Below are 21,332 nucleotides of genomic sequence, written 5' to 3' on the forward strand. Positions count from 1 at the left end.
CGTGAAGAGGCGGGCCGGTCGCCCCGGGTGCGCGGGTCAGGCCGTCGTGGGCAGTCCGTACGCGTCGGCGATCAGTTCGTAGCTGCGCAGCCGGGCCTCCCCGCCGTGGGCGTTGGCGGTGATCATCAGTTCGTCGGCGCCGGTGCGCCCGGCGAGGGCGTCGAGACCGGTGCGGACCTCGTCCGGGGTGCCGTGGACGATGTTGGCGAGCCAGCCGTCGACGAACTCGCGCTCCATCGGGGTGAAGGCGTGCGCCTCCGCCTCCTCGGGCGTCGGGACCAGGCCGGGGCGGCCGGTGCGCAGCCGGAGCATGGACAGGGCCCCGGTGAGCACCTGGCGGCGGGCCTCGCGCTCGTCGTCGGCGGCCAGGGCCGCGACGCCGATCAGGGCGTACGGGGCGTCGAGCACCGCGGACGGCCGGAACGACTCCCGGTACAGGTCGAGGGCGGGCACCGTGTTCTGGGCCGAGAAGTGATGGGCGAAGGCGAAGGGCAGGCCGAGCGCACCGGCCAGCCGGGCGCTGAAGCCGGAGGAGCCGAGCAGCCAGATCGGCGGCCGGGCCGTGGACTGGACGCCGCCCTCGGCCGTGCCCTGGACCGGGCCGGGGACCGCGTGGATACGGGCGTAGGGGTGGCCGTCGGGGAAGTCGTCGTCCAGGAACCTGGTCAGCTCCGCGAGCTGCTGCGGGAAGTCTTCGGCCCCCTCGTTCAGCCGGTCGCTGCGGCGCAGGGCGGCGGCGGTGGCCCCGTCGGTGCCGGGGGCCCGGCCGAGGCCGAGGTCGATGCGGCCGGGGGCCATGGCCTCCAGGGTGCCGAACTGCTCGGCGATGACGAGCGGCGCGTGGTTGGGCAGCATCACACCGCCGGAGCCGAGCCGTACACGCTCGGTGCGGGCGGCGAGGTGGGCCAGGATCACGGCGGGCGACGAGGAGGCGACGCCGGGCATGGAGTGGTGTTCGGCCACCCAGTAGCGGTGGAATCCGCGCCGCTCGGCGAGCTGCGCGATGTCCACGGAGGTGCGCAGCGCCTGGGTGGCGGTGCGGCCCTGCCCCACGGTCACCAGGTCGAGTACGGAAAGTGGCACCGGGGCCGTTCCCTCCGCCTTGCCACGGATCTCGTCGCCTCGAATCTCGTCCACGTCCTGGCCTCTCCGGATGACGCGCCTGCGCCTTGCCCGTACGTCCCTCGTACGTCCGGGAGAACAGAACAGGAGGGAGTCTCCGCTTATTCCCGGGCGGGCAGCGGGACCGTGCGGGGCGCGGGCGTGTGCGGAGTGCCGGACCGTGCGGGGCGCGGGTCGGGGGCCGTGCGGGGCGGCTCGCCTCCCCGGCGTCCGCTCCTCCCCCGGTGTCCGCTCACCCCTCCCGGTGTCCGTGCTTCCCGCTGTGCGCCCAGGCGCGGCCCTCGCCCCAGGTCGCCACCGGGGCCGGGGGCGCCTCCCGCTCGGCGAAGAGCCTGCCCAGACTCGGGGACCAGGCGCGGCGGCCCGCCAGCCGCAGCCCTTCCCGGACCGTCACCTGATTCCCGGTGAGGACCGGCTTGCCGAGGACCTCCTCCAGTTCCGCCTCGTGCCCGGCGGTGTGCAGCGCCGTGTCGGGCAGCAGCACCGCGTCCGCCTCCGGCCGGTCGGCGGCGACGGCGAACTCCCGCACCCGGTCCGGGTCCCAGGCCGCGGCCTCGGCGGCCGAGCCGAGACCGGCGGAGTCGGCTGCGACCACCTCGACGCCCGCGGTGCGGAGGAAGTCGAGCAGCAGACCGGTGATGTGCTCGGGATAGGTGGAGGCGACGGCGATCCGGTCGGCGCCCAGTTCCCGTACCGCGTGGGCGAAGCCGAGCGAGGTGCTGGAGGCGGACACGCCCACCGCCCTGGCCAGGGCCGCGGTCTGCTCGTGGGCGCCCTCCCAGCCGTGAAGGAAGCTGCCGCCGGCGCTCGCCCACACGACGGCCTCGACGCCGGAGCGCTGGAGTTCCTCCACCCCGGCGGCCAGCCGCTCGGGCGCCCCGGTCCGTACCAGCGCGTCGACCCCGTAGGAGTCGTCGTCGACGTCGGTGCGGTACACGACGAGCCGGACCGCGTCGAGCAGGATCTCCATCCGCGGGAAGTCGTCCACCGCGAAATGTCCGGGGTGGAGAAAGCCGAGGGTCGTCCTGTCCACGCTTCCCGCCTTCCCGCGCCTGCCCACCCGGACCGGAACCGGCCGAACCGGAACCGGCCCGACCGGTCCGGGGCGCACGCGCCGCTCACCCTCCCCCTCTTTTCTCCGTTTCATCCAAGTATTCCCCCATCTGCCCACAGTCCCACCCCGACCTGTTGACGGAGCGGGGCGCGGCTGCGAGCGTGGGCCATCCGCCCTTCCCGGACGCGGCGCAGCGGAACGGAGCGACCCTCCCCCATGCCAGAGCCCACCCTGCTCGTCCTGGACACCGACCCGTCGCCGCGTCTCGGCCGGCTGACCGGCCGGGCCCGCATCCGGTACACCGACGGGGCCGGGCTCGCCGCCCGGCTCCCGGAGGCGGATGTGCTGCTGGTGTGGGACTTCGCCACCGACGCGGTACGGGCCGCCTGGCCCGGCGAGGGGCCCCGTCCGGCGTGGGTGCACACGGCGAGCGCGGGCGTGGACCGGCTGCTGTGCCCGGAGCTGGTCGCCTCCGACACGGTGCTGACCAACGCCCGGGGCATCTTCGAGCGGCCGGTGGCCGAGTACGTGACGGCCCTGATGCTGGCGTTCGCGAAGGACCTGCCGGGCACGCTGGAGCTCCAGCAGCGGCGGCAGTGGCGCCACCGGGAGAGCGGGACGCTCGCGAACAGCCGCGCGGTGGTCGTCGGCGCGGGCCCGATCGGGCGGGAGATCGCCAGGCTGCTGATGCCCCTCGGGGTCGAGGTGGCGCTGGTGGGACGTACCGCGCGGCGCACCGTGCACGGCCCCGAGGACCTGGACCGGCTGGTGGCCCTGGCCGACTGGGTGATCTGCGCGGCGCCGCTGACCGAGGCGACCCGGGGCCTGTTCGACGCCCGGTTCTTCGGGCTGATGCAGCCGTCGGCCCGCTTCGTCAACGTGGGGCGCGGGCCGATGGTCGTCGAGGAGGACCTGGCCGAGGCGTTGCGCAAGCGCTGGATCGCGGGGGCGGCGCTGGACGTGTTCGAGCAGGAGCCGCTGGACCCGTCGAGCCCGCTCTGGGACGTGCCGGACCTGATCGTGTCGCCGCACATGAGCGGCGACACGGCGGGCTGGCGGGACCGGCTGGGCGAGCAGTTCGTGGCGATGTACGAACTGTGGCTGTCCGGTGCCCCGTTGCCGAACGTGGTGGACAAGCGGCGCGGGTACGTGCCCTTCCCCGGGCCGGGGAAGTGAATCCGGCCGGACCGCACCGCGCCCCCGTCGCCACGCGGTGACGGGACGACGGATCCGACGCTCCCTCACTTCCCTTTCACCACAAGGCACTTCGCCAACCGCCCCGGCCTCCGGGGCCGACCGGAGGGGACACGGGAAGGTCACGCTCCGGCCACCTTTCGGTCACATGCGGTCGCTTTCGGCATAGACGTGCGGGATCGGGCAGGCGCTCCCCCTGTCCGGACTGTTCGATCCCTCCAGGAGATTGCGAACCATGGCTGACTTCCCGAACCTGTCCCGCCGGGGCTTCTTGAACCGATCGGCGGCCGTGGGCGGGCTGCTCGTCGTCCCCGGGCTGCTCTCCGCGTGCAGCAAGACCGACGCCGGTGCCGCGGACGGTGCGGGTGCGCTCGACAAGCTCCGCAAGCAGGGCTTCGTCCGGGTGGCGTACGCCAACGAGGCCCCGTACGGCTACCTGGAGGGCAAGGAGCTCAAGGGCGAGGCGCCCACCCTGCACCGGGAGATCTTCAAGGCGCTCGGCGTGGACGAGCTCAGGCCCACCCTCTCCGAGTGGGACGGCCTGATCCCCGGGCTCCAGGCGGGCAAGTACGACGTGGTCAGCGCCGGCATGGCGATCACGCCCGAGCGCTGCGCCAACGCCATCTTCTCCGAGCCCGAGTTCATCTCCCCCACCGCCCTGATGGTGAAGAAGGGCAACCCGAAGAAGGTCACCGACCTGGCGTCCGTGAAGGCGGCCGGGATCACCGTCGGCGTGATGTCGGGCGCCGTCGAGGGCAAGTACGCCGAGGGCGCGGGCATCCCCGAGGACCGGATCAAGACGCTGCAGAAGCCGCAGGACGGCGCCGACGCGGTCAAGGGCGGCCGGGTCGACGCGTTCCTGCTCACCGGGATCTCGCTGCGCTGGCTGGCGAGGACCAACCCGGAGACCGAGGTCACCGGGGCGTTCCTGCCGGAGCTCGACGGCGCGAAGCAGTACAGCCCCGGCGGCGCCGTCTTCCGCAAGGGCAACGAGGAGCTGCGGGACGCCTTCAACCGCGAGCTGAAGAAGATCGTCTCGGACCGGTCCCGCTACGTGGAGCTGCTCCGGGAGTACGGCTTCTCGGCGACCGAGCTCCCGCCGGCCACGCTGAAGACGGCCGATCTGTGCAAGGGCTGACGGGGACGGGCCGCGCCGCATGAATGATTTCTTCTCCGCCTTCGTCGACGAACTCCCGCAGGTGCGCTCGGGGTTGTGGGTGACGCTCGAAGCCACCGTGCTGGGCGCGCTGGCCGCGCTCCTGCTGTCGTTCGTCCTCGGCCTGATGTCGATCAGCCGCCTGCTGGTGCTGCGCGGCGTGTCGCGCGTGGTCGTGGAGTTCTTCCGCGGCACCTCGCTCTACATCCAGCTGTTCTGGCTCTACTACGCGATGCCGACGCTGACGGGGTACGAGCTGGAGCCGCTGCTCTGCGGCGTCGTCGCCTTCGGCCTCAATTACGGCGCGTACGGCGCCGAGGTGGTGCGCGGGGCGATCGGCTCCGTGCCGCGCGGCCAGTACGAGGCGGCCGTCGCGCTGAACATGTCGCCGCTGCACCGGATGCGGAAGGTGATCCTCCCGCAGGCATGGGTGCAGATGATCCCGTCGTTCACCAATCTGCTGATCCAGCTGCTGAAGTGCACCCCGCTGCTGTGGCTGATCTCCGCGGCCGACCTGATGACCGTGGTCCAGCAGCTGCGCGACCGCACCGGTGAGACGCTCACCGCGTACGTGACCCTGCTGGCCGTCTACTTCGTGCTGGCGTACGCCCTGACCCTGCTGATGAACCTGCTGGAGCGGGGCGCCAAGCGGCGGCTCGGGCTGCCCACCGGGGCGGGTTCGCTGCTGCGCAGCCGCAGCGCCACCGAGGCCACCGCCTCCGTTCCGGGAGGTGCCCGGTGAACGGTTTCGACTGGAACGCGGCCGGGGACGCCCTGCCGCTGCTGATCGAGGGATTCCGGGTCACCCTGCTCGCCACGGCGCTCGGCACGCTCGTCGCCGCGGTCCTCGGACTGGTCGTCGCGGTCGCGGGCCGGGCCCCGAGCAGATTCGTGACGGTGCCGGTGCGGGCCGTGACGGAATTCGTCAGGTCCACCCCGCTGCTCGTCCAACTGGTCGGCGCGGCGGCCCTGTTCACCTCGGTGGAGCCGCTGGTGGTCGGCATCGTGGTGCTGGGCGTGCACTACGCCGCGTACACCTCCGAGGTGTACCGCGCCGGGATCGACAGTGTGCCCAAGGGGCAGTGGGAGGCATGTCGGGCGCTCTCGCTCTCCCCCCGGCGGACCTGGCAGGCCGTGATCCTTCCGCAGGCGGTGCGCAACGTGCTGCCCGCCCTCGGCAACTACGCGATCTCGATGTTCAAGGAGACCCCGTTCCTCGCCGTGATCACGGTGCAGGAAATGGTCTTCGAGGCCCGCAAGTACGGTGCCGACCACTTCGCGTACACCGAGGCGTTCACGCTCGCCGGCCTGGTCTTCCTGGTCGCGAGCTACCCCACCTCGCTGCTGATGAGAAAGCTGGAGAAGCGTCTTGGCCACTGAACCCCTTCCCCTGCGCAAGACGGCCGCCGCCGGGGACACCCCGTCGGCCGCCGCACCGGCCGCCGCGCCGGGGACCGGCCATCCGCTGGTCCGTTTCGACGACGTCGTGAAGCGGTACGGCGACCACACCGTCCTCGACCGGCTGAACTTCTCGGTGGAGCGCGGCGAGCACGTCACACTGATCGGCCCCAGCGGTTCGGGCAAGACCACCATCCTGCGGCTGCTAATGACGCTGGAGAAGGTCAGCGGCGGTGTGATCTGGGTGGACGGCTCCCCGCTGTCCCACGTCAGGGCGGACGGCGGGGCGCTGAAACCGGCGCCCGAGAAGCATCTGCGCGAGGCCCGGAAGAAGATCGGCATGGTCTTCCAGCAGTTCAACCTCTTCCCCAACATGAAGGTGCTGCAGAACATCACCGAGGCCCCGGTCAACGTGCTGGGCATGGACCGCGACGAGGCGGAGGCCCGGGCCCGGGAACTGCTGGACCTGGTGGGGCTGTCGGGGAAGGTCGACGCGCACCCCTCCCAGCTCTCCGGGGGCCAGCAGCAGCGGGTGGCGATCGCGCGCGCCCTGGCGATGCGGCCGGAGATCCTGCTGCTGGACGAGGTGACGTCGGCGCTCGACCCGGAGCTGGTGGCCGGGGTGCTGGAGCTGCTGAGTGACATCGCCAGGAACACCGACATCACCATGCTCTGCGTGACCCACGAGATGAACTTCGCCCGGGACGTCTCGAAGACGGTGCTGATGTTCGATTCCGGACGGGTGATCGAATCCGGACCGCCGGAAAAAATCTTTTCCGACCCGGAGCACGAACGTACGCGCGAGTTCCTCGACGCGGTGCTGTGACCTCGCCACTTGTTGGACGCCAATGACATTGGCATATGCCCTACGCATGCGCCCCAGCTCATCGAGCCGGGGCGCATGCGTCGGTCCCCCAACAGCGGCCCCGCGGAGGGACCTTGACGGTTATCGTGTGGACAGAGCTTGCGGTCACAACCTGCTGGGGGAAAACCGTGGCACTGATGCCCGAACCGACCACACCGCTCCATTCGGTGCAGTACGCCTTCCGCGTCCTCGAAACGATCTCCGCCCACGACGACGGCGTACCGGCCGCCCGGATCTCGCGCGAGACGGGACTGCCCGCCGCACACCTCTCCCCCCTGCTGCTGACCCTGCGCCGCGAGGGCTACGTCGAGCAGATCGCCGACGGCGCGTACGTCATCGGCTCCTCGCTGCTGCGCCTCGGCTCGGGCCGGCCCCGCCGGCAGGCCCTGGAGGCCAGGCTCCAGCGGACACTGGCGCAGCTGCGCGACTCGGTCGGCGCGGCGGTCTACATCAGCCGGTACGTCGACGGCGAGATCCGGGTCACGCAGTACGCCGACGGCCCGCTCACCCCCGCGGTCAACGAGTGGGTGGACTTCCGGTTCGCCGCGCACGCCTCGGCGGCCGGCAAGTGCCTGCTCGCGCAGCTCGACCGGGACGGCCGCCGCGACCACATCTCCCGCCACCGGACACCCCGGCTCACCTCGCGGACGATCACCAACGAGAAGGTGCTGTTCTCCAAGCTGGACAGCCAGCCGGCGACGGTGCCGGTGCTCGACCTCCAGGAGTACGCGGTCGGCACGGTGTGCGCCGCGGTGCCGCTGACGGCCGGGGCGTCGGCGGGCTGCCTGGCACTGTCCCTCCCGGTCGAAGACGCGCACCGGCTGCGCGCGGCGGCGCACACGCTGAACCGGCGGGCGGCCCCGCTGATGCTGTCGATGGCGCTCTGATCCGTACCGCTTCGCCACCCATTGACCCGGTTTGCGGCCGGTGGCATCAGCACTCCTCCGGAGCAGGTATTATTTTCGAGTCAGCAGGCGCCGCTAGCTCAGTTGGTTAGAGCAGCTGACTCTTAATCAGCGGGTCCGGGGTTCGAGTCCCTGGCGGCGCACGGACAACGCATCGGGCGGTCCACGTACACACGTGGACCGCCCGATGCGTTTTTTGCTGCCCCTGGATCCATACGATCGTTTTACACACTCGTACTAGACAAGCGTTTTAAACGCTCGTACATTCCTTGGCATGACGAACGCCACGAGCACCACCGCCGATCGCGGCCCCCTCGCCGGCCGCCGGGAATGGACCGCCTTCGTGGTCCTCCTGCTGCCCCTCCTCCTCGTCTCGATGGACGTCTCCGTCCTCTTCTTCGCGATCCCCGCCATCGACCGTGACCTCGCCCCCAGCGCCACCCAGCAGCTCTGGATCTTCGACGGGTACGCCTTCGCCCTGTCCGGGCTGCTCATCACGATGGGCTCGCTCGGCGACCGGATCGGCCGTCGCAGGCTGCTGCTGCTCGGCGCGGTCGCGTTCGGCGCCGCGTCCGTGGCCGCGGCGTACGCCACCGGCCCCGAGATGCTGATCGCGGCCCGTGCCCTGCTCGGGATCGGCGGGGCGACGCTGATGCCCTCGACCATGGGGCTCGTGCGGAACATGTTCCGCGACGAACGGCAGCGCGGCCGGGCCATCGGGATCTGGTCGGGGGCCATGGCCGGTGGGATCGCGCTCGGCTCGGTGCTCAGCGGAGTCATGCTCCAGCACTTCTGGTGGGGCTCGGTCTTCCTGATCAACGTGCCCGCGATGGTGCTGCTGCTGGTCCTGGTGCCGCTGCTGGTGCCGGAGTACAAGGACCCCGCCCCGGGTCGGTTCGACCTCCTGAGCATGCCGCTGTCGATGGGGGCCGTACTGCCCGTCGTCTACGGGATCAAGGAGACCGCCGCCCACGGGATCGACCCGGAGAACACCCTGCTCGTCGCCGTCGGACTGCTCGTCGGATGGGCCTTCGTCCGCCGCCAGCGCACCCGCGGCGACGCGATGATCAGCCGGGAACTCTTCCGGGACGGCCGCTTCTCGGCCGGGATCGGGCTCAACGCGCTGGCCGCCTTCGCGATGATGGGTTCCTCGTTCTTCACCACGCAGTACCTGCAGTCGGTGCTCGGCATGGGCACGCTGGAGGCCGCGCTGTGGAGCCTGGCCCCGTCCCTGGCGGTGGGCGCCGCGGCCCCGACGGCCACGGCGGTCGCCCAGCGGACCGGCCGCGGGCAGGTCGTCTGCGCCGGGTTCGTCATCGCCGCCGCCGGCTTCGCCGTCCTCGCCCTGACCGGTACGGACTCGCTGTGGCTGCTGCTCGTCGGCTGCTCCGTGATGAGCTGCGGCATCGTGGCCGTGATGGCGCTCGTCTCGGACCTGGCGCTGTCCACCGCCCCGCCCCGGAAGGCGAGTTCGGCGGCCTCGCTGCTGGAGACCGGCCAGGAGTTCGGCGGCGCGACGGGAATGGCCCTGCTGGGCGCGCTGGCCACCGCCGTCTACACCGCCGACATGCCCGCCTCCGCTCCGGAGGCCGCCCGCAAGACCCTGGCGGGCGCGGTGGCCACCGGCGACGGCTCGCTGATCTCGATCGGCAGGGACGCCTTCGTGCACAGCATGCGGTACGCCTCGGTGGCGGGATCGGTGCTGCTGCTGGTGGGCGCGGTGCTGGCGGCGGTCCTGCTGTGCCGGGGCACCGGGCCGACGAAGCGGGCCGAACCGGTCGCGGCGGCCTGACGGCCGCTCAGGAAGCGCGGCCGGTGCGGGCCCGGGGTCCGGGTCCGCACCGGCCGCTTCGGCGTGACGTCCGTCGTGCGGCGGTCACCGTTCGAGGCGGGGCGCCGGGATCAGAACTGGACGTCGGAGCACGCGTAGAACGCGTTCGCCGTGTCGGCGATGTTCCAGACGCTCAGAATGATGTGCTTCCCGGACTTCTGGGTGGGGATGGTGCCCTGCTGGGTCAGGGTCGAGGGCGGCTGCTTGCCGCCGTACGGCACCGTCATGAAGGGCTGCGACTCCAGGGCGGCCCTGGTGAGCGGCTTGGTGGGGTCCCAGCCGTCCTTGGTGATGTAGTAGCGGAAGTCGGTCGTGGCGTGGCGGGCGGTGAACTGCCAGCGGAAGCTGAAGCCCTGACCGGCCGTCACGTTCGTGGCGGGCCAGTTGCCGCCGCGCGGGTCGTCGAGCTGGGCGAACTCCCCGTGGCCGCCGGAGCAGATCCGGCCGTCGGCCGGGCCCGCCGCCGGGAAGCCCTTGGGCCCCTCGACGCTCTGCGGCTCCCACTGGATGTTGCCGCAGCCGGTCACCGTGCCGTTGGCACAGAGCTTCTGGCGGCTGATGGGGTTGTCGGTGTAGCCGTGGCTTCCGGCGCTGCTCGTCGCGAGCATCGAGACGCCCGCCACCACCAGACCGACCACGGCCGCACTAGCCCTTTTACGCATTGCTGTCGCTCCTCGAGAACGTGGGGGAAGTTCCATGAGCCCTGCTGCACGCGTGTTCTGCGGTCTAGACCAAGACTTAGATTATTGACGGGATATGAACATGTCCAGACCAATGAGAGTCCTATTCCGCTTGGTCGCCCCAGGGGACCCGGCAGGCCCTCAGGCCCCTTCCCCGCCGCTGCGCCCGGTGTAGAAGGCCACCGTCAAGTCCTTGACCAGGGACTTCCGTTCGTAGTCGTCCAGCTCCACGATGCCCCGCGCGGTCAGCCGGTTGACGGTGTCGTCGACGGCGTCGACGACCGAAGTGAGCACGCTGTCGCGGTGCTTGGCGTCGATGGCCGCAATTCGCCGTCGCTGCATGGCCGCGGCGACCTCCGGCGCGTACTCGATCCCGGTCGGCTGCGCCGAGTACACCTCGATGCCGACGGGTTCGCAGTCGGCCTTCAGCAGCCGGGTCAGCGCGTCGCCGACCGCCTCCGCGTTGCGCAGGGTGTGCGCGTCCTCGTGGAAGGCGTCGGCGGGCAGTTGCGAGAGGATCCGGGCCATCGCCGCCTCGACCTGCTCGCACAGGTACGCCTCGTGGTCGGCGACCCCGAGCACCGCCCGGGCGGTGTCCTTGATCCGCCACACCACGAGGACGACGACGCGCAGCGCCGTGCCGTTGGCGTCCACGGCGGGCAGCGGTTCGCTGCGCCAGTGCCGCAGGCGCACGTCGACCCGGCGGCGCAGCAGCAGCGGACTGATCCACATCAGCCCGGTGCGCCGCACGCTGCCCCGGTACTCGCCGAAGAGCGTCAGCACCCAGGCGTGGCCGACCCGTCCGCGGCTCAGCCCGCCGAGCGCGAACAGCACCGACGAGAGGAGCGCGGTGAGCGCCGCCCAGGCACCCGGGCCGAGCCCGTCGTACGGGCGCGGGCCGATCCCGAACCGGGCGAGCGCGGCGGCGGGCAGGGCGCCGACCCACCAGAGGACGGCCCCGCCGGCCGCGGTGCCGGCCAGCGCGGCGAGCACCGCCAGCCAGCCGGGCAGCGCGGGCCCGGTCCGCTCGGTGAGCCGGGGGTCGCCGAGCGGTGCCGGGCGCGTCGGGGGCCGCACCTGCGGTCCCCTCGGCATGGGCGGCCGGCGCACCCCGGCCGCCGGCCGCTCGCCGCCGCTCCCCCGCCGCACCACCCCGTCGGGGAGCGCGGCGGCGTCGGCCCGGGCGGCGTCCTCGCGGAAGAGCAGGTGCACGGGGATGGTCGCGGTGCGCTCGTTGGCGATGACCGCGTGGTGCCGCCCGGCCCCCCACGGCGCGTCGCCGCACTGCACGGCCCCGTCGCCGCCGGAGACGGGCAGGGAGTCGAAGACGGTGTCGGGCGCGGTCCGGCGCCGGGGCGCCTCGGGGGCGGGAGCGGGGGCGGGTACGTCCGGTACGGGGACAGGGGCCGATCCGCCCGCCCCGGCCGGGACCGACACCGCCGCCGAGGTCGCGCCGAACGCGGTGTCCGCGCTCTCGCCCGGCACCAGGTCCAGCACGAGATCGACCACGGATTCCGGCCCGGCGTCCACGACGGAACCCGGACCCGTACCGTGACCGCCCGGGTCCGCGCCCCCGGCGCCCGGCCCGGCCGCCGGGGAGTCCGCGTCCTCGGGCGGCGCCGTCCGGTCGGGGCCCCACGCGCGGACCGGCTCCCGCCGCTCCCGCCGCCCCTCCCGTCCCGTTCCGTCCTCCGGGTTCCCGGAACTGTCCGACACCGTGGATCGCATTCCCACCTCCGTCATGTCCGTGCTGTCACGCGAAGAGCCGTCGCCAGGTCTCCGGGCCGGGGTAGCCGTCGGCCGCTCCGCCCCGCCAGCCCTGCGCCCGCTGGAAGGCCTCGACATTGCGCCGGTCCGCCTCGGTCCACCGGGGTCCGGGGCCCGACGCGTAGTGCTTGCCGTACCCCTTCTTCACCAACTGCCTGCCGAGCCTCTCGACATGGCCGTTGGACCGACCGGGCCTGAAATAGCCCCGGCCGGGGAACTTCGAATCCGGGTTCGAGCCGTTCTGCCCGGCTCCCGTACCGGTTCCGCCCCCGCTCCCGGTTCCGGTTCCGGGGATGTCGCGTCCGGTCCCGGCGACCAGGAGCCGCCAGGTGTCGGGGCCGGGGATGCCGTCCGCCTCCTTGCCCTTCCAGCCCTGGGCCTTCTGGAACGCCTGGGTGGCGCGCCGGTCCGCGTCGCCCCAGCCGGGACCGGGGCCGACCCCGTAGAAACGCCTGCCGCCGCGCTTCACGAGCATCCGGCCGAGCTCGGTGACGTACTTGTTGCTGGCACCGGGGCCGAACATCCCCGTGCCGGGGAACCTCGTCGTCGTCGCGGCGCTGCCGCCGCTGCTCCCGCCGGTGAGGCCCCTGTAGCGGTACGCGACGTAGTTGCCCGAGTGGGTCCAGTACGCCATGGGCGTCGTCCGCCTGCGGGTGTGCGGCTTCGTCTGCTCGTACGCCGTGTAATGGGTGTGCGTGTAGTCGGTCCAGCCGCCGAAGATCGTGACGTGCGATCCCTTGGAGGGGTCGGCCGGGTTGTGGAAGAGCAGGATGTCGCCGGGCTGGAGCTCCTCCCGCGCGATCCGCGTCCCGAACGCGGCGAGGCTGCCGGTCCACTCGTTGCCCGGCAGGTTCCAGGCCATCGACACGAAGCCGGAGCAGTCCTGGCGGTAGCCGTCCGGCCAGTACTTCACCATGCTGTACGGGACCTGCGCGGACACCCACTTCTTCGCCCGGTTGATGATGTCGGCCCGGCTGGTGGGGCGCAGCTTGGGCGTGGTGGTCGTGGACGAGGGCGGGCCCGAGACCCCGCCGCCGCGCAGCGGTCCGGGACCGCCCTGCGGACTGTCCGGGTCCAGCCCGGCCGGGACGTCCGTCGCCGCCGCCGGGTCCGCGGCGGCGAGCGCGTCGACCGGGCCGGCGGGCGCGTAGACCGGGCCGGCCGGGGCCGCCGCGGCCGACACCCCGGTCGCGTCCGTCACGGCCGACGCTCCTGCCACATCCGTCACCGCCGACGCACCCGCCGCATCGGTCCCGGCGGCCTCCGCCACTCCGCTGCTCAGCACCACACCGGCCGCGGTGACCAGCACCATCGCGCGGCGCGCGCCGTGGGCGGCCGGGTGGCCGCCGTCCCGCACGGACAACGCGCCGGCGGCCCGCCGCTGCGCGGCGCATCCCGCGCAGACGCAGTCGACGGCGGGTACGTACTCCTCGAAGGACGGCACAGTCATGTGGTTCCCCTCCGCACTCGTCAAGATCTTTTGGCCCGTCGGCACGGGCGCCAGTGTCTCAACTCTCCTGACATAACGCATTTTGACGGACAGAAGAGAAAAAACGACCATCCGACAGGCCGGGGCGGGCGGGAAATGGTCGGGAGCACCTCCCGACTTCGGGTAGAGTTACGCAGGTCAGCAGGCGCCGCTAGCTCAGTTGGTTAGAGCAGCTGACTCTTAATCAGCGGGTCCGGGGTTCGAGTCCCTGGCGGCGCACGCACAGTCGAAACCCCCTCACCACGCGTGAGGGGGTTTCTTCGTTTCCACCCCCTTCACGACCGACGCACAGCCGACCCACAGCCAACTCCCGGATGTCGCACAGTGACCAGTCCGTCACCCAGCGATAGGAAGGCTGCCCTCACGGACCCTCGCGCACGCCCCTTCGCGAGGATTCCGCAAATCGCACATACAACTGGTAACCCGACCTTTTCGCCCCCTCGGCCGAGACCGGGCCCCAGGGCGATGCCGGGGTGGAGGTCGATGCCTGCTGATGCGCCGGGTAGTTGGGGCTCCTCGCGCGGAGTGTTCCGGGCGTCCGGGGCTCCGTACTGGTCCGCGCGGTCCGGGAGTTGGAGACGCCACCGGTGAATCCACCGGCCGCTCCCCTCAGCCGACGTCGTTCCCGTCCGGCTTCCCGTTCGCCTTCCCGTCCGGTTTCCCGGCGGGCCTCTCGCCGGTGAGGTAGGCCGAGACGACCACGTTGGCGTCGTAGGAGCGCGACGCCCGGTCGTAGGTGCCGCCGCAGGTGATCAGCCGGAGCTCCGCCCGGCCGGCCTCGCGCGGGCCGTACGCCTCGGCGGCGTCGAAGCGCGCCCGGGTGAAGACCCGGACGTCGTCGACGGTGAACTCGGCGACGGTGCCGTCCGCGCGGGTGACCTCGACCTCGGCGCCGGGGCGGGTGGCGCTCAGCCCGTGGAAGACGGCCGGTCTGGTCTCGGTGTCGACGTGGCCGACGAGGAGGGCCGGGCCGTTCGCACCGGGCCGGGTGCCGTCGCGGTACCAGCCGACGGTCTGGGGGCGGTCGTACGGGGGCGGTTCGATCGCGCCGTCCTCGTCCAGGCCGCCGGCGACCACGGGCGCGTCGACCCCGATCGACGGGATCTCGACGCGTCGCGGGACCGCGCCCCTGATCGGGTCGTGCGGCGGGGGCAGCGCCACGCCGAGGGGGCTCCCCACCGCGGCGACGTCACCGGTTGTCGGGGCCGAACCGGCACCGGGGCCGTCGGTGATGTCACGCCCCCAGAGCCACAGGCCCAGCAGCAGGACGGCCCAGACCGCTCCGGCGAGCAGCCGGCCGTATCCGGCGGGGCGGTCCGGGGCGGGCCCGGTCACTCCGCGGCCGGGCGGCGACGGCGCACGCTGCGCAGTGCGACGGCGACGGCCGCGACGGCGGCCAGGACCAGCCCGGTCAGGGTGTGCGTGGTACCGGGGCCCTCCTGGGCCTCCCATTCGGCCAGGGAGGCGCCACCGCCGCCCGCGCGCACCGGGGCCACGGGGGTGGCCCGGCCCCGGTCGGTGACGGTGACCGTGCCGACGGCCTCGGTGCCCCTGCCGTCCTCGCAGACGACGCGGATGTCGTGGTCGCCCGGGGAGGTGTCCGAGCCGATCCGGGTCTCGGCGAACAGGCCCCCGTCCGCGGCGGGCGAGAAGCGTGCCGGGGAGACGAGGACGTCGGCCGTCCCCTCGGCCTTCCGGCCTCCGCAGCCCTTCAGCCGCAGGTCCACCTCGCTGCCGGGCCCGACGGTGGACGGAGTCACCGTGAGGGAGGCCCGCGGGCCCCCGCCCTCCTCCCGGTCGGCCCCGGCCGCGGAGTCGGCCAGGGCGGCGGGAACCGGTACCAGGATCGCCGCGACGGCCGCGGCGGCACAGAACGTGAGGGGCAGGGAACGCATGGTGAACCTCCTCAGTGCAGGTTCGCGCCTGCGGAGGCTTTCCGCATCCGCAGCTCCCCCACTCGGGCCCCGCCCGTGCCCCTCTCCGTACCGCTCCTGCCCCGGGCTCAGCCCTCGTCGACGAGGGCGACCAGGTCGGCGATCGAGTCGACGACCGTGGACGGCCGGAAGGGGTACTTGTCGATGTCCGCGACCGTGGTGAGACCGGTGAGGACCAGGAAGGTCTGCATCCCCGCCTCCAGACCGGCCAGCACGTCGGTGTCCATCCGGTCGCCGATCATGGCGCTGGACTCGGAGTGGGCGCCGATCGCGTTGAGCCCGGTGCGCATCATCAGCGGATTGGGCTTGCCCGCGAAGTACGGGGCCTTGCCGGTGGCCTTGGTGATGAGGGCGGCGACGGAGCCGGTGGCGGGCAGCGGGCCCTCGGCCGACGGGCCGGTCTCGTCGGGGTTGGTGCAGATGAAGCGGGCACCGTTGTTGATCAGCCGGATCGCCTTGGTGAGCGCCTCGAAGCTGTAGGTGCGGGTCTCGCCGAGGACCACGTAGTCGGGGTCGTGGTCGGTGAGGACGTAGCCGATGTCGTGCAGGGCGGTGGTGAGGCCGGCCTCGCCGATGACGTACGCCGTGCCGCCGGGCCGCTGGTCGTCCAGGAACTGGGCGGTGGCCAGGGCGGAGGTCCAGATGTTCTCCACGGGCACGTCCAGGCCCATGCGGTTCAGCCGGGCGTGCAGGTCGCGGGCGGTGTAGATGGAGTTGTTGGTGAGGACCAGGAAGGGCAGGCCCGAGTCACGCAACCGCTTGATGAAGGCGTCCGCGCCGGGGATCGGCGTGCCCTCGTGGATCAGGACTCCGTCCATGTCGGTGAGCCAGGACGAGATCGGCTTGCGCTCTGCCATGCGTGGGACTCCTGCCGTACGTCGTGTGCGGGGACGCCGGCGGCACCGCGCTGTGCAGCGCCGACGCCCCCGATTTTAGGCCGCCCCGGACGTGAGGGTTCCGGCCGTCCCGGGAACCGTCGGGGAAGCGTCCCCGAAGTTGTCGGGGACGCTTCCCCGAGGTTGTCGGGGGAGGCGTCCCGGGAGCCGGCGCAGGCCCCGTTCCCGGAACCGTCCGGCGGGCCCGTCCGGCGCGGCGGGGTCAGCTGCCGGTGGCCGACTTCCAGGCGTCCACGTACACGTCCAGGTTGGTGCCGATGTCCGACCAGTTCGGCTCGAAGACCTCCACGCCGTCCATCAGCTCGGCGAGCGCGATGGCGTTGGCGTCGGTGGCCTCCACGTCCTTGCGGGCGGAGAAGCCGCCGCCGACCGCGCTGACGTCCTTCTGGGCCTGCTCGGAGAGCATGAAGTCGAGCAGCTTCTTGCCGTTCTCGGTGTGCGGCGCCTTCTCCACCAGGCCGGCCGCGTACGGCAGCGCGAAGGTGGTGGGCTTGCCGCCCTGCTTCGCGGGGAACCAGATGCCGAGGTTGGGCATGTCCTTGGACTGCGCGAAGTTCATCTGGACGTCGCCGTTGGCGACGAGCAGTTCGCCCTTGTCCACCTTGGGGGCCAGCTTGCCCGTGGAGGCGGACGGGCCGACGTTGTTGACCTGGAGCTTCTTCAGGTACTCCATCGCCGGCTCCTTGCCGCCGAAGTCGTTCATGGCCTTGATGAGCACGGCCGTGCCGTCACCGGCGACCCCGGGCGTGGAGTACTGGACCTTGTTCTTGAACTTCCCGTCGAGCAGTTCCTCCCAGGTGGCGGGCGCCTGCTTCATCTCCTTCTTGTTGTAGATGAAGCCGAAGTAGTTGTTGACGACCGAGGTCCACTTGGAGTTGTACGCCTTGTCGGCGCCGTCGACCTTGTCGGAGCCGGCCGGCTCGTACGTCGCCAGCAGGCCCTTGCTGTCGGCCTGCTGGATGAACGGCGGCAGGGTGACCAGCACGTCGGCCTGGGTGTTGGACTTCTCGCGGACGGCGCGCTGCACCATCTCGCCGGAACCGCCCTCGACGTACTTGACCTTGATGCCGGTCTTCTTCTCGAAGTCCTTGAACACCTTGTCGTACCAGCCGTCGCCGTTCTCGCCCTTGAGGCCGTCGGCGCTGTAGACGGTGACGACCTTCTCGTCGGACGCGGCCGACGAGCCGCCGCAGGCGGAGAGCGTGGCGGCGAGGGCGAGGCAGCCGGTGACGGCGGCTACGGGCTTGAGGTGGTTCTTGCGCATGGCAGTCGTATCTCCTGGATGTCGGCCGGAAGCCGGCCGGAGTCGGTACGGGGGTGGCACCGAAGTCGGTACGGAGGTGGCAGCTGATCGACGAGTGGCGTCGGCGGGCCGACGGAGGGGTGGGGCCGGGGGGCCTGCGGGCCGCCCGGCCCCGGGTGTCAGCGGTACGAGGCCCTGGTGCGGATGCGGGAGACGCCGAGCAGCACGAGCAGCGTCGTTCCCATCAGGACCACGGCGACGGCCGCGCCGGTGAAGAGCGAACCGCGGTCGGTGGCCGCGAAGATCTGCACCGGGAGCGGTGTCCAGTCCGGCGGGTAGAGCATCATCGTGGCGCTCAACTCGCCCATGGACAGCGCGAAGCAGAGCCCCGCCGCCGCCGTGAGGGACGGCAGCAGGAGCGGCAGCTTGACCCGCCACAGCACCCGGCCGGGGCTCGCGCCGAGACTGGCCGCCGCCTGCTCGTACATCGGGTCGAGACGCATCGTCGCCGCCGAAACCGACGAATAGGCGAACGCGGTGACAAGAATGGTGTGCGCCAGGATCACGATCCAGCGCGTCCCGTTCAGCAGCATCGGCGGCTTGCTGAACGCGACGAGCACGGCGAGGCCCACCACGACGGACGGCACGGCGACCGGCAGCATGAACAGCGCGTCGAGGAACCGCTTGCCGCGCCTGCGCATCGAGGCGGCGGCGAGCGCGGCCCAGGAGCCGATGGTGAGGGCGAGCAGGCTGGCGGCGACGGCGGTGACCAGGCTGGTGGTCAGGGCCTGGAGGGAGTCCCCGCCGGTCGCGGCCGCGTAGTGCTTCGCGGTCGGCCCGGAGGGGAAGGCCCCGGACCAGTTGGTCGCGAACGACGCGGCGACGACGACCAGCAGCGGCACCGCGAACAGCGGGACGAAGAGCACGAAGAACACGGCCCAGGTGGCCCATTTCCCCGTACGGCTATGCACCAACACGACGGCTCACCATCCGATACAGGCTGTAGAGGCCGACGGAGATCACGATGTTGACGACGGCCACGACGCAGGCCGTCGGGTAGTCGGACTCCAGGATCGCCTTGCCGTAGACGAGCATCGGCAGGGTCGTGACTCCCTTCGCGCCGGTGAACAGCACGATGCCGAACTCGTTGAGGCACATCACGAGGACGAGGCTGCCGCCCGCGGCGAGCGCGGGGAGCGCCTCGGGGAGGATCACCTGCCGCACGATCCGGGCCGGCTTCGCGCCCAGCGAGGACGCCACCTCCAGTTGCCCGCTGTCGAGCTGTGAGAACGCGGCGAGCAGCGGGCGCATCACGAACGGGGTGAAGTAGGTGATCTCGGCGAGCAGGACGCCCCACGGGGTGGTGAGGAAGTCGAAGGGGCCGCTCGACGCCCCGGTGAGGTCCGTCCAGACGCCGTTGGCCATGCCGACGTTGCCGTAGATGAACAGCAGGGCGAGCGTGATCAGGAACGACGGGAAGGAGAGGAAGACGTCGATGAACCTGGCGACCGCCCGGCAGCCGGGGAACGGCACGAAGGCGATGATCATGGCCAGGACGAAGCCCAGCACGAGGCAGCCGACCGTGGAGCCGGCCGCCAGCCAGACGGTGGTCGTCAGGGCCGAGCGGAACGCCTCGGAGGCGAACACCTCGCCGTACGGGGCGAACGAGGTGCCGCCCTCGTCCGGGGTGACGGACTGCTGGACGACGAGGGCCAGCGGGTAGAGGAAGACCAGGGCGAGGACGGCGACGGGCGGCAGGGCCCAGACGAAGCGGGGCACGCGGCGGGCCTCGCGGGCCGGGGCGGGCGGACCGGACGGGGCCGGGGGCGCCGCCCCGGCCGGGCCGGTCCCGTCGCCGCCGGTGCGCGGGCGCGGCGCCTTCGTCAGGGCGCCGGGCGCGGCGATGCCGGACGCGGCGGGGTGGGCGGCGCTAGCCATCGGTTCCTCCTCCGGCTCCGGCTGCTGCTCCGGTTCCAGCAAAAGCTCCGGCGCCGGTTCCGGAGGCCGTGCCCGCGGGCAGCAGCACCGCGTCCTCGGCCGCGAAGTGCACGGTGACCCGGTCGCCGAGCGCCGGGGTCTCGCGCAGTTCCCGCAGGTCGGCCTTGACCCGGTGGCCGTCCACGTCGACGTACAGCCGGTGGGTGGAGCCGCGCCACTGGACCTCGGCGATGGTGCCGCTCAGGGCGTTGGGTCCGTCGCCGAGTCCGACCAGGTGGGGCCGGACGCACAGGGTGGCGGTGGCCCCGCGGGCCGCCTCGCCGGTCGGTACGTCCAGCGCGTGCCCGGCGAAGTCGACGGTGTCGGGGCCGTCGGCGACGGTCACCGGCAGCAGGTTGGCGTTGCCGACGAACGAGGCGGTGAACTCCGTGCGCGGGCGGCGGTACAGGTCCTGCGGGGTGCCGCAGTCCTGGAGGCGCGCCTTGTCCATGACCGCGATCCGGTCGGCGAGGGTGAGCGCCTCGACCTGGTCGTGGGTGACGTACAGGATGGAGACGTCGGGCAACTCGCGGTGCAGCCGCGCCAGTTCGGTGAGCATTCCGGAGCGGAGCTGGGCGTCGAGCGCGGAGAGCGGTTCGTCGAGCAGCAGGACGCCGGGCCGGATGGCGAGCGCGCGGGCGATGGCGACGCGCTGCTGCTGGCCGCCGGAGAGCTCGCGCGGGTAGCGCTCGGCGTAGGCGGCCATGCCGACGAGTTCGAGCGCCTCGGCGACCCGGGCGGGGATCTCGGTCTTCGCGACCTTGTGGGACTTGAGCCCGAAGGCGACGTTGTCCCGGACCCGCATGTGCGGGAAGAGGGCGTACTGCTGGACGACCATGCCGATGCCGCGCTTGTGCGGCGGCAGCCCGGTCACGTCGCGGTCGCCCAGGTACACCCGGCCCGAGGCCGGCCGGACGAATCCGGCGACGGCCCGCAGGGCGGTGGTCTTCCCGGACCCGGAGGGGCCGAGCAGGGCCATGACCTCGCCGGGTTCGACGGTCAGGTCGAGCCGGTCGAGCACGGTGTTCCCGCCGTACACGACGCTGACCTGGTCGAACCTGATGCCGCTGCGGACGGACCGCTCTCCGCCGGTCATGCCTCGGCCCGCGCGATCAGGTCCGGCAGCTCGGCGACGGAGCCGAGGACGTGCGTGGCGCCGTGCCGGGCCAGCTGGTCCTTGTCGTGGGCGCCGGTGAGCACCCCGGCCACGATCCCGGCCCCGGAGCGCACGCCGCTGAGCATGTCGTACGAGGTGTCGCCCGCGACCACGATCCGCCGGACGTCGTCCACGGCGCCGGTGCGCAGGAACGCGGCGAGGACCATGTCCGGGCAGGGGCGCCCGCGGCCGCCCGCGTCGGCCGGGCAGAGGGTCAGGGGCACCAGGTCCTGCCAGCCGAGCGCGGCCAGGATGGCGTCCTGGGTGACGCGGGCGAACCCGGTGGTCAGGACCACGGTCCGGCCCTCGGCCCGGAGCCGCTCGATGGCCTCGCGGGCGCCGGGGAGCGGTGCGATGCGGCCGCCGTCGACGAGTTCGCCGTACGCCTCCTCGAAGGCGGCGTTGGCCCGCTGGGCCGGCTCCTCGTCACCGAAGAGGTGGCGGAAGACCGAGATCTTGGACTCGCCCATGGTGGCGCGCACGTAGTCGAGCTTCTCGGCGTGGTCGGCGGAGCCGGGCTCCACGCCGAGGCGCTCGGCCGCGACGGAGAACGCCTGCTCGACGAGGCCGCCGTCGGCGACGGTGGTGCCGGCCATGTCGAGGACGACCAGGTTCAGCTTCTCGGTGTCCGGCTTCCCGGTGGTCGGGGCCCCGGTGCTCAGCTT

20 protein-coding genes and 2 tRNA genes are annotated in these 21,332 nt (G+C 72.3%); 9 read left to right on the forward strand and 13 right to left on the reverse strand.

The genetic code is table 11. The annotated features are described in order from the left end of the window. Positions 1-36: 36 nt before the first annotated feature. Positions 37-1,137: an LLM class flavin-dependent oxidoreductase gene (locus tag ACFYW1_RS19320; RefSeq protein WP_388994080.1), complete on the reverse strand. Its 1,101-nt coding sequence runs from the start codon at positions 1,135-1,137 to the stop codon at positions 37-39. A 217-nt stretch (positions 1,138-1,354) separates the two neighbouring features. Further along, positions 1,355-2,092: a decarboxylase gene (locus ACFYW1_RS19325; protein WP_388994557.1), complete on the reverse strand. Its 738-nt coding sequence runs from the start codon at positions 2,090-2,092 to the stop codon at positions 1,355-1,357. A gap of 300 nt (positions 2,093-2,392) precedes the next feature. Between ACFYW1_RS19325 and ACFYW1_RS19330 the strand changes: the two genes are divergently transcribed. From ACFYW1_RS19330 to ACFYW1_RS19365, 8 genes are all read left to right on the forward strand, one after another. Continuing rightward, on the forward strand, positions 2,393-3,352 hold the full coding sequence (locus ACFYW1_RS19330) for a D-2-hydroxyacid dehydrogenase (RefSeq protein WP_388994083.1): 960 nt from the start codon (positions 2,393-2,395) through the stop codon (positions 3,350-3,352). Positions 3,353-3,605: 253 nt separating this feature from the next. Further along, a complete protein-coding gene (ehuB, locus tag ACFYW1_RS19335; protein WP_388994086.1) occupies positions 3,606-4,508 on the forward strand; it encodes an ectoine/hydroxyectoine ABC transporter substrate-binding protein EhuB in 903 nt (300 codons plus the stop codon). A 19-nt stretch (positions 4,509-4,527) separates the two neighbouring features. Next, complete coding sequence (ehuC, locus tag ACFYW1_RS19340) at positions 4,528-5,268, forward strand: ectoine/hydroxyectoine ABC transporter permease subunit EhuC (protein WP_388994088.1); 741 nt, start codon at positions 4,528-4,530, stop codon at positions 5,266-5,268. Then, a complete protein-coding gene (gene ehuD, locus ACFYW1_RS19345) occupies positions 5,265-5,906 on the forward strand; it encodes an ectoine/hydroxyectoine ABC transporter permease subunit EhuD (RefSeq protein WP_388994091.1) in 642 nt (213 codons plus the stop codon). Before ehuC ends, ehuD begins: the two co-directional genes overlap by 4 nt. Further along, a complete protein-coding gene (gene ehuA / locus ACFYW1_RS19350) occupies positions 5,896-6,750 on the forward strand; it encodes an ectoine/hydroxyectoine ABC transporter ATP-binding protein EhuA (protein ID WP_388994094.1) in 855 nt (284 codons plus the stop codon). The genes ehuD and ehuA overlap by 11 nt, the downstream gene beginning before the upstream one ends. A gap of 167 nt (positions 6,751-6,917) precedes the next feature. Then, a complete protein-coding gene (locus ACFYW1_RS19355; protein WP_388994097.1) occupies positions 6,918-7,676 on the forward strand; it encodes an IclR family transcriptional regulator in 759 nt (252 codons plus the stop codon). An 87-nt stretch (positions 7,677-7,763) separates the two neighbouring features. Continuing rightward, positions 7,764-7,837, forward strand: a tRNA-Lys gene (locus tag ACFYW1_RS19360). A gap of 131 nt (positions 7,838-7,968) precedes the next feature. Further along, on the forward strand, positions 7,969-9,486 hold the full coding sequence (locus ACFYW1_RS19365) for an MFS transporter (RefSeq protein ID WP_388994100.1): 1,518 nt from the start codon (positions 7,969-7,971) through the stop codon (positions 9,484-9,486). Positions 9,487-9,596: 110 nt separating this feature from the next. Here the strand turns inward: ACFYW1_RS19365 and ACFYW1_RS19370 are convergent, their stop codons facing one another. From ACFYW1_RS19370 to ACFYW1_RS19380, 3 genes are all read right to left on the reverse strand, one after another. Next, positions 9,597-10,187, reverse strand: coding sequence for a lytic polysaccharide monooxygenase (locus ACFYW1_RS19370; RefSeq protein WP_388994103.1), 591 nt, complete (start codon positions 10,185-10,187; stop codon positions 9,597-9,599). 159 nt (positions 10,188-10,346) lie between these two features. Next, on the reverse strand, positions 10,347-11,933 hold the full coding sequence (locus tag ACFYW1_RS19375; protein ID WP_388994106.1) for an SPFH domain-containing protein: 1,587 nt from the start codon (positions 11,931-11,933) through the stop codon (positions 10,347-10,349). Positions 11,934-11,958: 25 nt separating this feature from the next. Beyond that, the gene (locus ACFYW1_RS19380) at positions 11,959-13,422 is read right to left on the reverse strand and encodes a peptidoglycan-binding protein (protein WP_388994110.1); all 1,464 of its coding nucleotides are present in this window, start codon (positions 13,420-13,422) and stop codon (positions 11,959-11,961) included. Positions 13,423-13,606: 184 nt separating this feature from the next. Here ACFYW1_RS19380 and ACFYW1_RS19385 point away from each other — a divergent pair. Further along, positions 13,607-13,680, forward strand: a tRNA-Lys gene (locus ACFYW1_RS19385). Between the two features lie 390 nt (positions 13,681-14,070). Here the strand turns inward: ACFYW1_RS19385 and ACFYW1_RS19390 are convergent. The 8 genes from ACFYW1_RS19390 to ACFYW1_RS19425 all read right to left on the reverse strand — a co-directional run bounded on the left by ACFYW1_RS19390 (position 14,071) and on the right by ACFYW1_RS19425 (position 21,329). Continuing rightward, a complete protein-coding gene (locus ACFYW1_RS19390) occupies positions 14,071-14,796 on the reverse strand; it encodes a class F sortase (RefSeq protein ID WP_388994113.1) in 726 nt (241 codons plus the stop codon). Then, a complete protein-coding gene (locus ACFYW1_RS19395; protein ID WP_388994116.1) occupies positions 14,793-15,356 on the reverse strand; it encodes a hypothetical protein in 564 nt (187 codons plus the stop codon). Before ACFYW1_RS19395 ends, ACFYW1_RS19390 begins: the two co-directional genes overlap by 4 nt. A gap of 107 nt (positions 15,357-15,463) precedes the next feature. Next, entirely contained in the window at positions 15,464-16,252 is a 789-nt protein-coding gene (locus ACFYW1_RS19400) for an HAD-IIA family hydrolase (protein WP_283851754.1), read from the reverse strand. Between the two features lie 241 nt (positions 16,253-16,493). Continuing rightward, complete coding sequence (locus ACFYW1_RS19405) at positions 16,494-17,555, reverse strand: 2-aminoethylphosphonate ABC transporter substrate-binding protein (RefSeq protein WP_388994119.1); 1,062 nt, start codon at positions 17,553-17,555, stop codon at positions 16,494-16,496. A 158-nt stretch (positions 17,556-17,713) separates the two neighbouring features. Next, entirely contained in the window at positions 17,714-18,511 is a 798-nt protein-coding gene (locus ACFYW1_RS19410) for an ABC transporter permease (RefSeq protein ID WP_384224050.1), read from the reverse strand. Beyond that, positions 18,498-19,472, reverse strand: a complete 975-nt coding sequence (locus ACFYW1_RS19415; protein WP_388994123.1) for a 2-aminoethylphosphonate ABC transporter permease subunit — start codon at positions 19,470-19,472, stop codon at positions 18,498-18,500. The genes ACFYW1_RS19410 and ACFYW1_RS19415 overlap by 14 nt, the downstream gene beginning before the upstream one ends. Further along, entirely contained in the window at positions 19,465-20,607 is a 1,143-nt protein-coding gene (locus tag ACFYW1_RS19420) for an ABC transporter ATP-binding protein (protein ID WP_388994126.1), read from the reverse strand. Before ACFYW1_RS19420 ends, ACFYW1_RS19415 begins: the two co-directional genes overlap by 8 nt. Further along, positions 20,604-21,329 carry a phosphonatase-like hydrolase gene (locus tag ACFYW1_RS19425; protein WP_388994560.1) on the reverse strand — a complete coding sequence of 242 codons (726 nt, stop codon included), beginning with the start codon at positions 21,327-21,329 and terminating at the stop codon, positions 20,604-20,606. Before ACFYW1_RS19425 ends, ACFYW1_RS19420 begins: the two co-directional genes overlap by 4 nt. Positions 21,330-21,332 lie beyond the last annotated feature (3 nt).

The organism is Streptomyces sp. NPDC002669 (assembly GCF_042889165.1).
Lineage (GTDB): Bacteria > Actinomycetota > Actinomycetes > Streptomycetales > Streptomycetaceae > Streptomyces.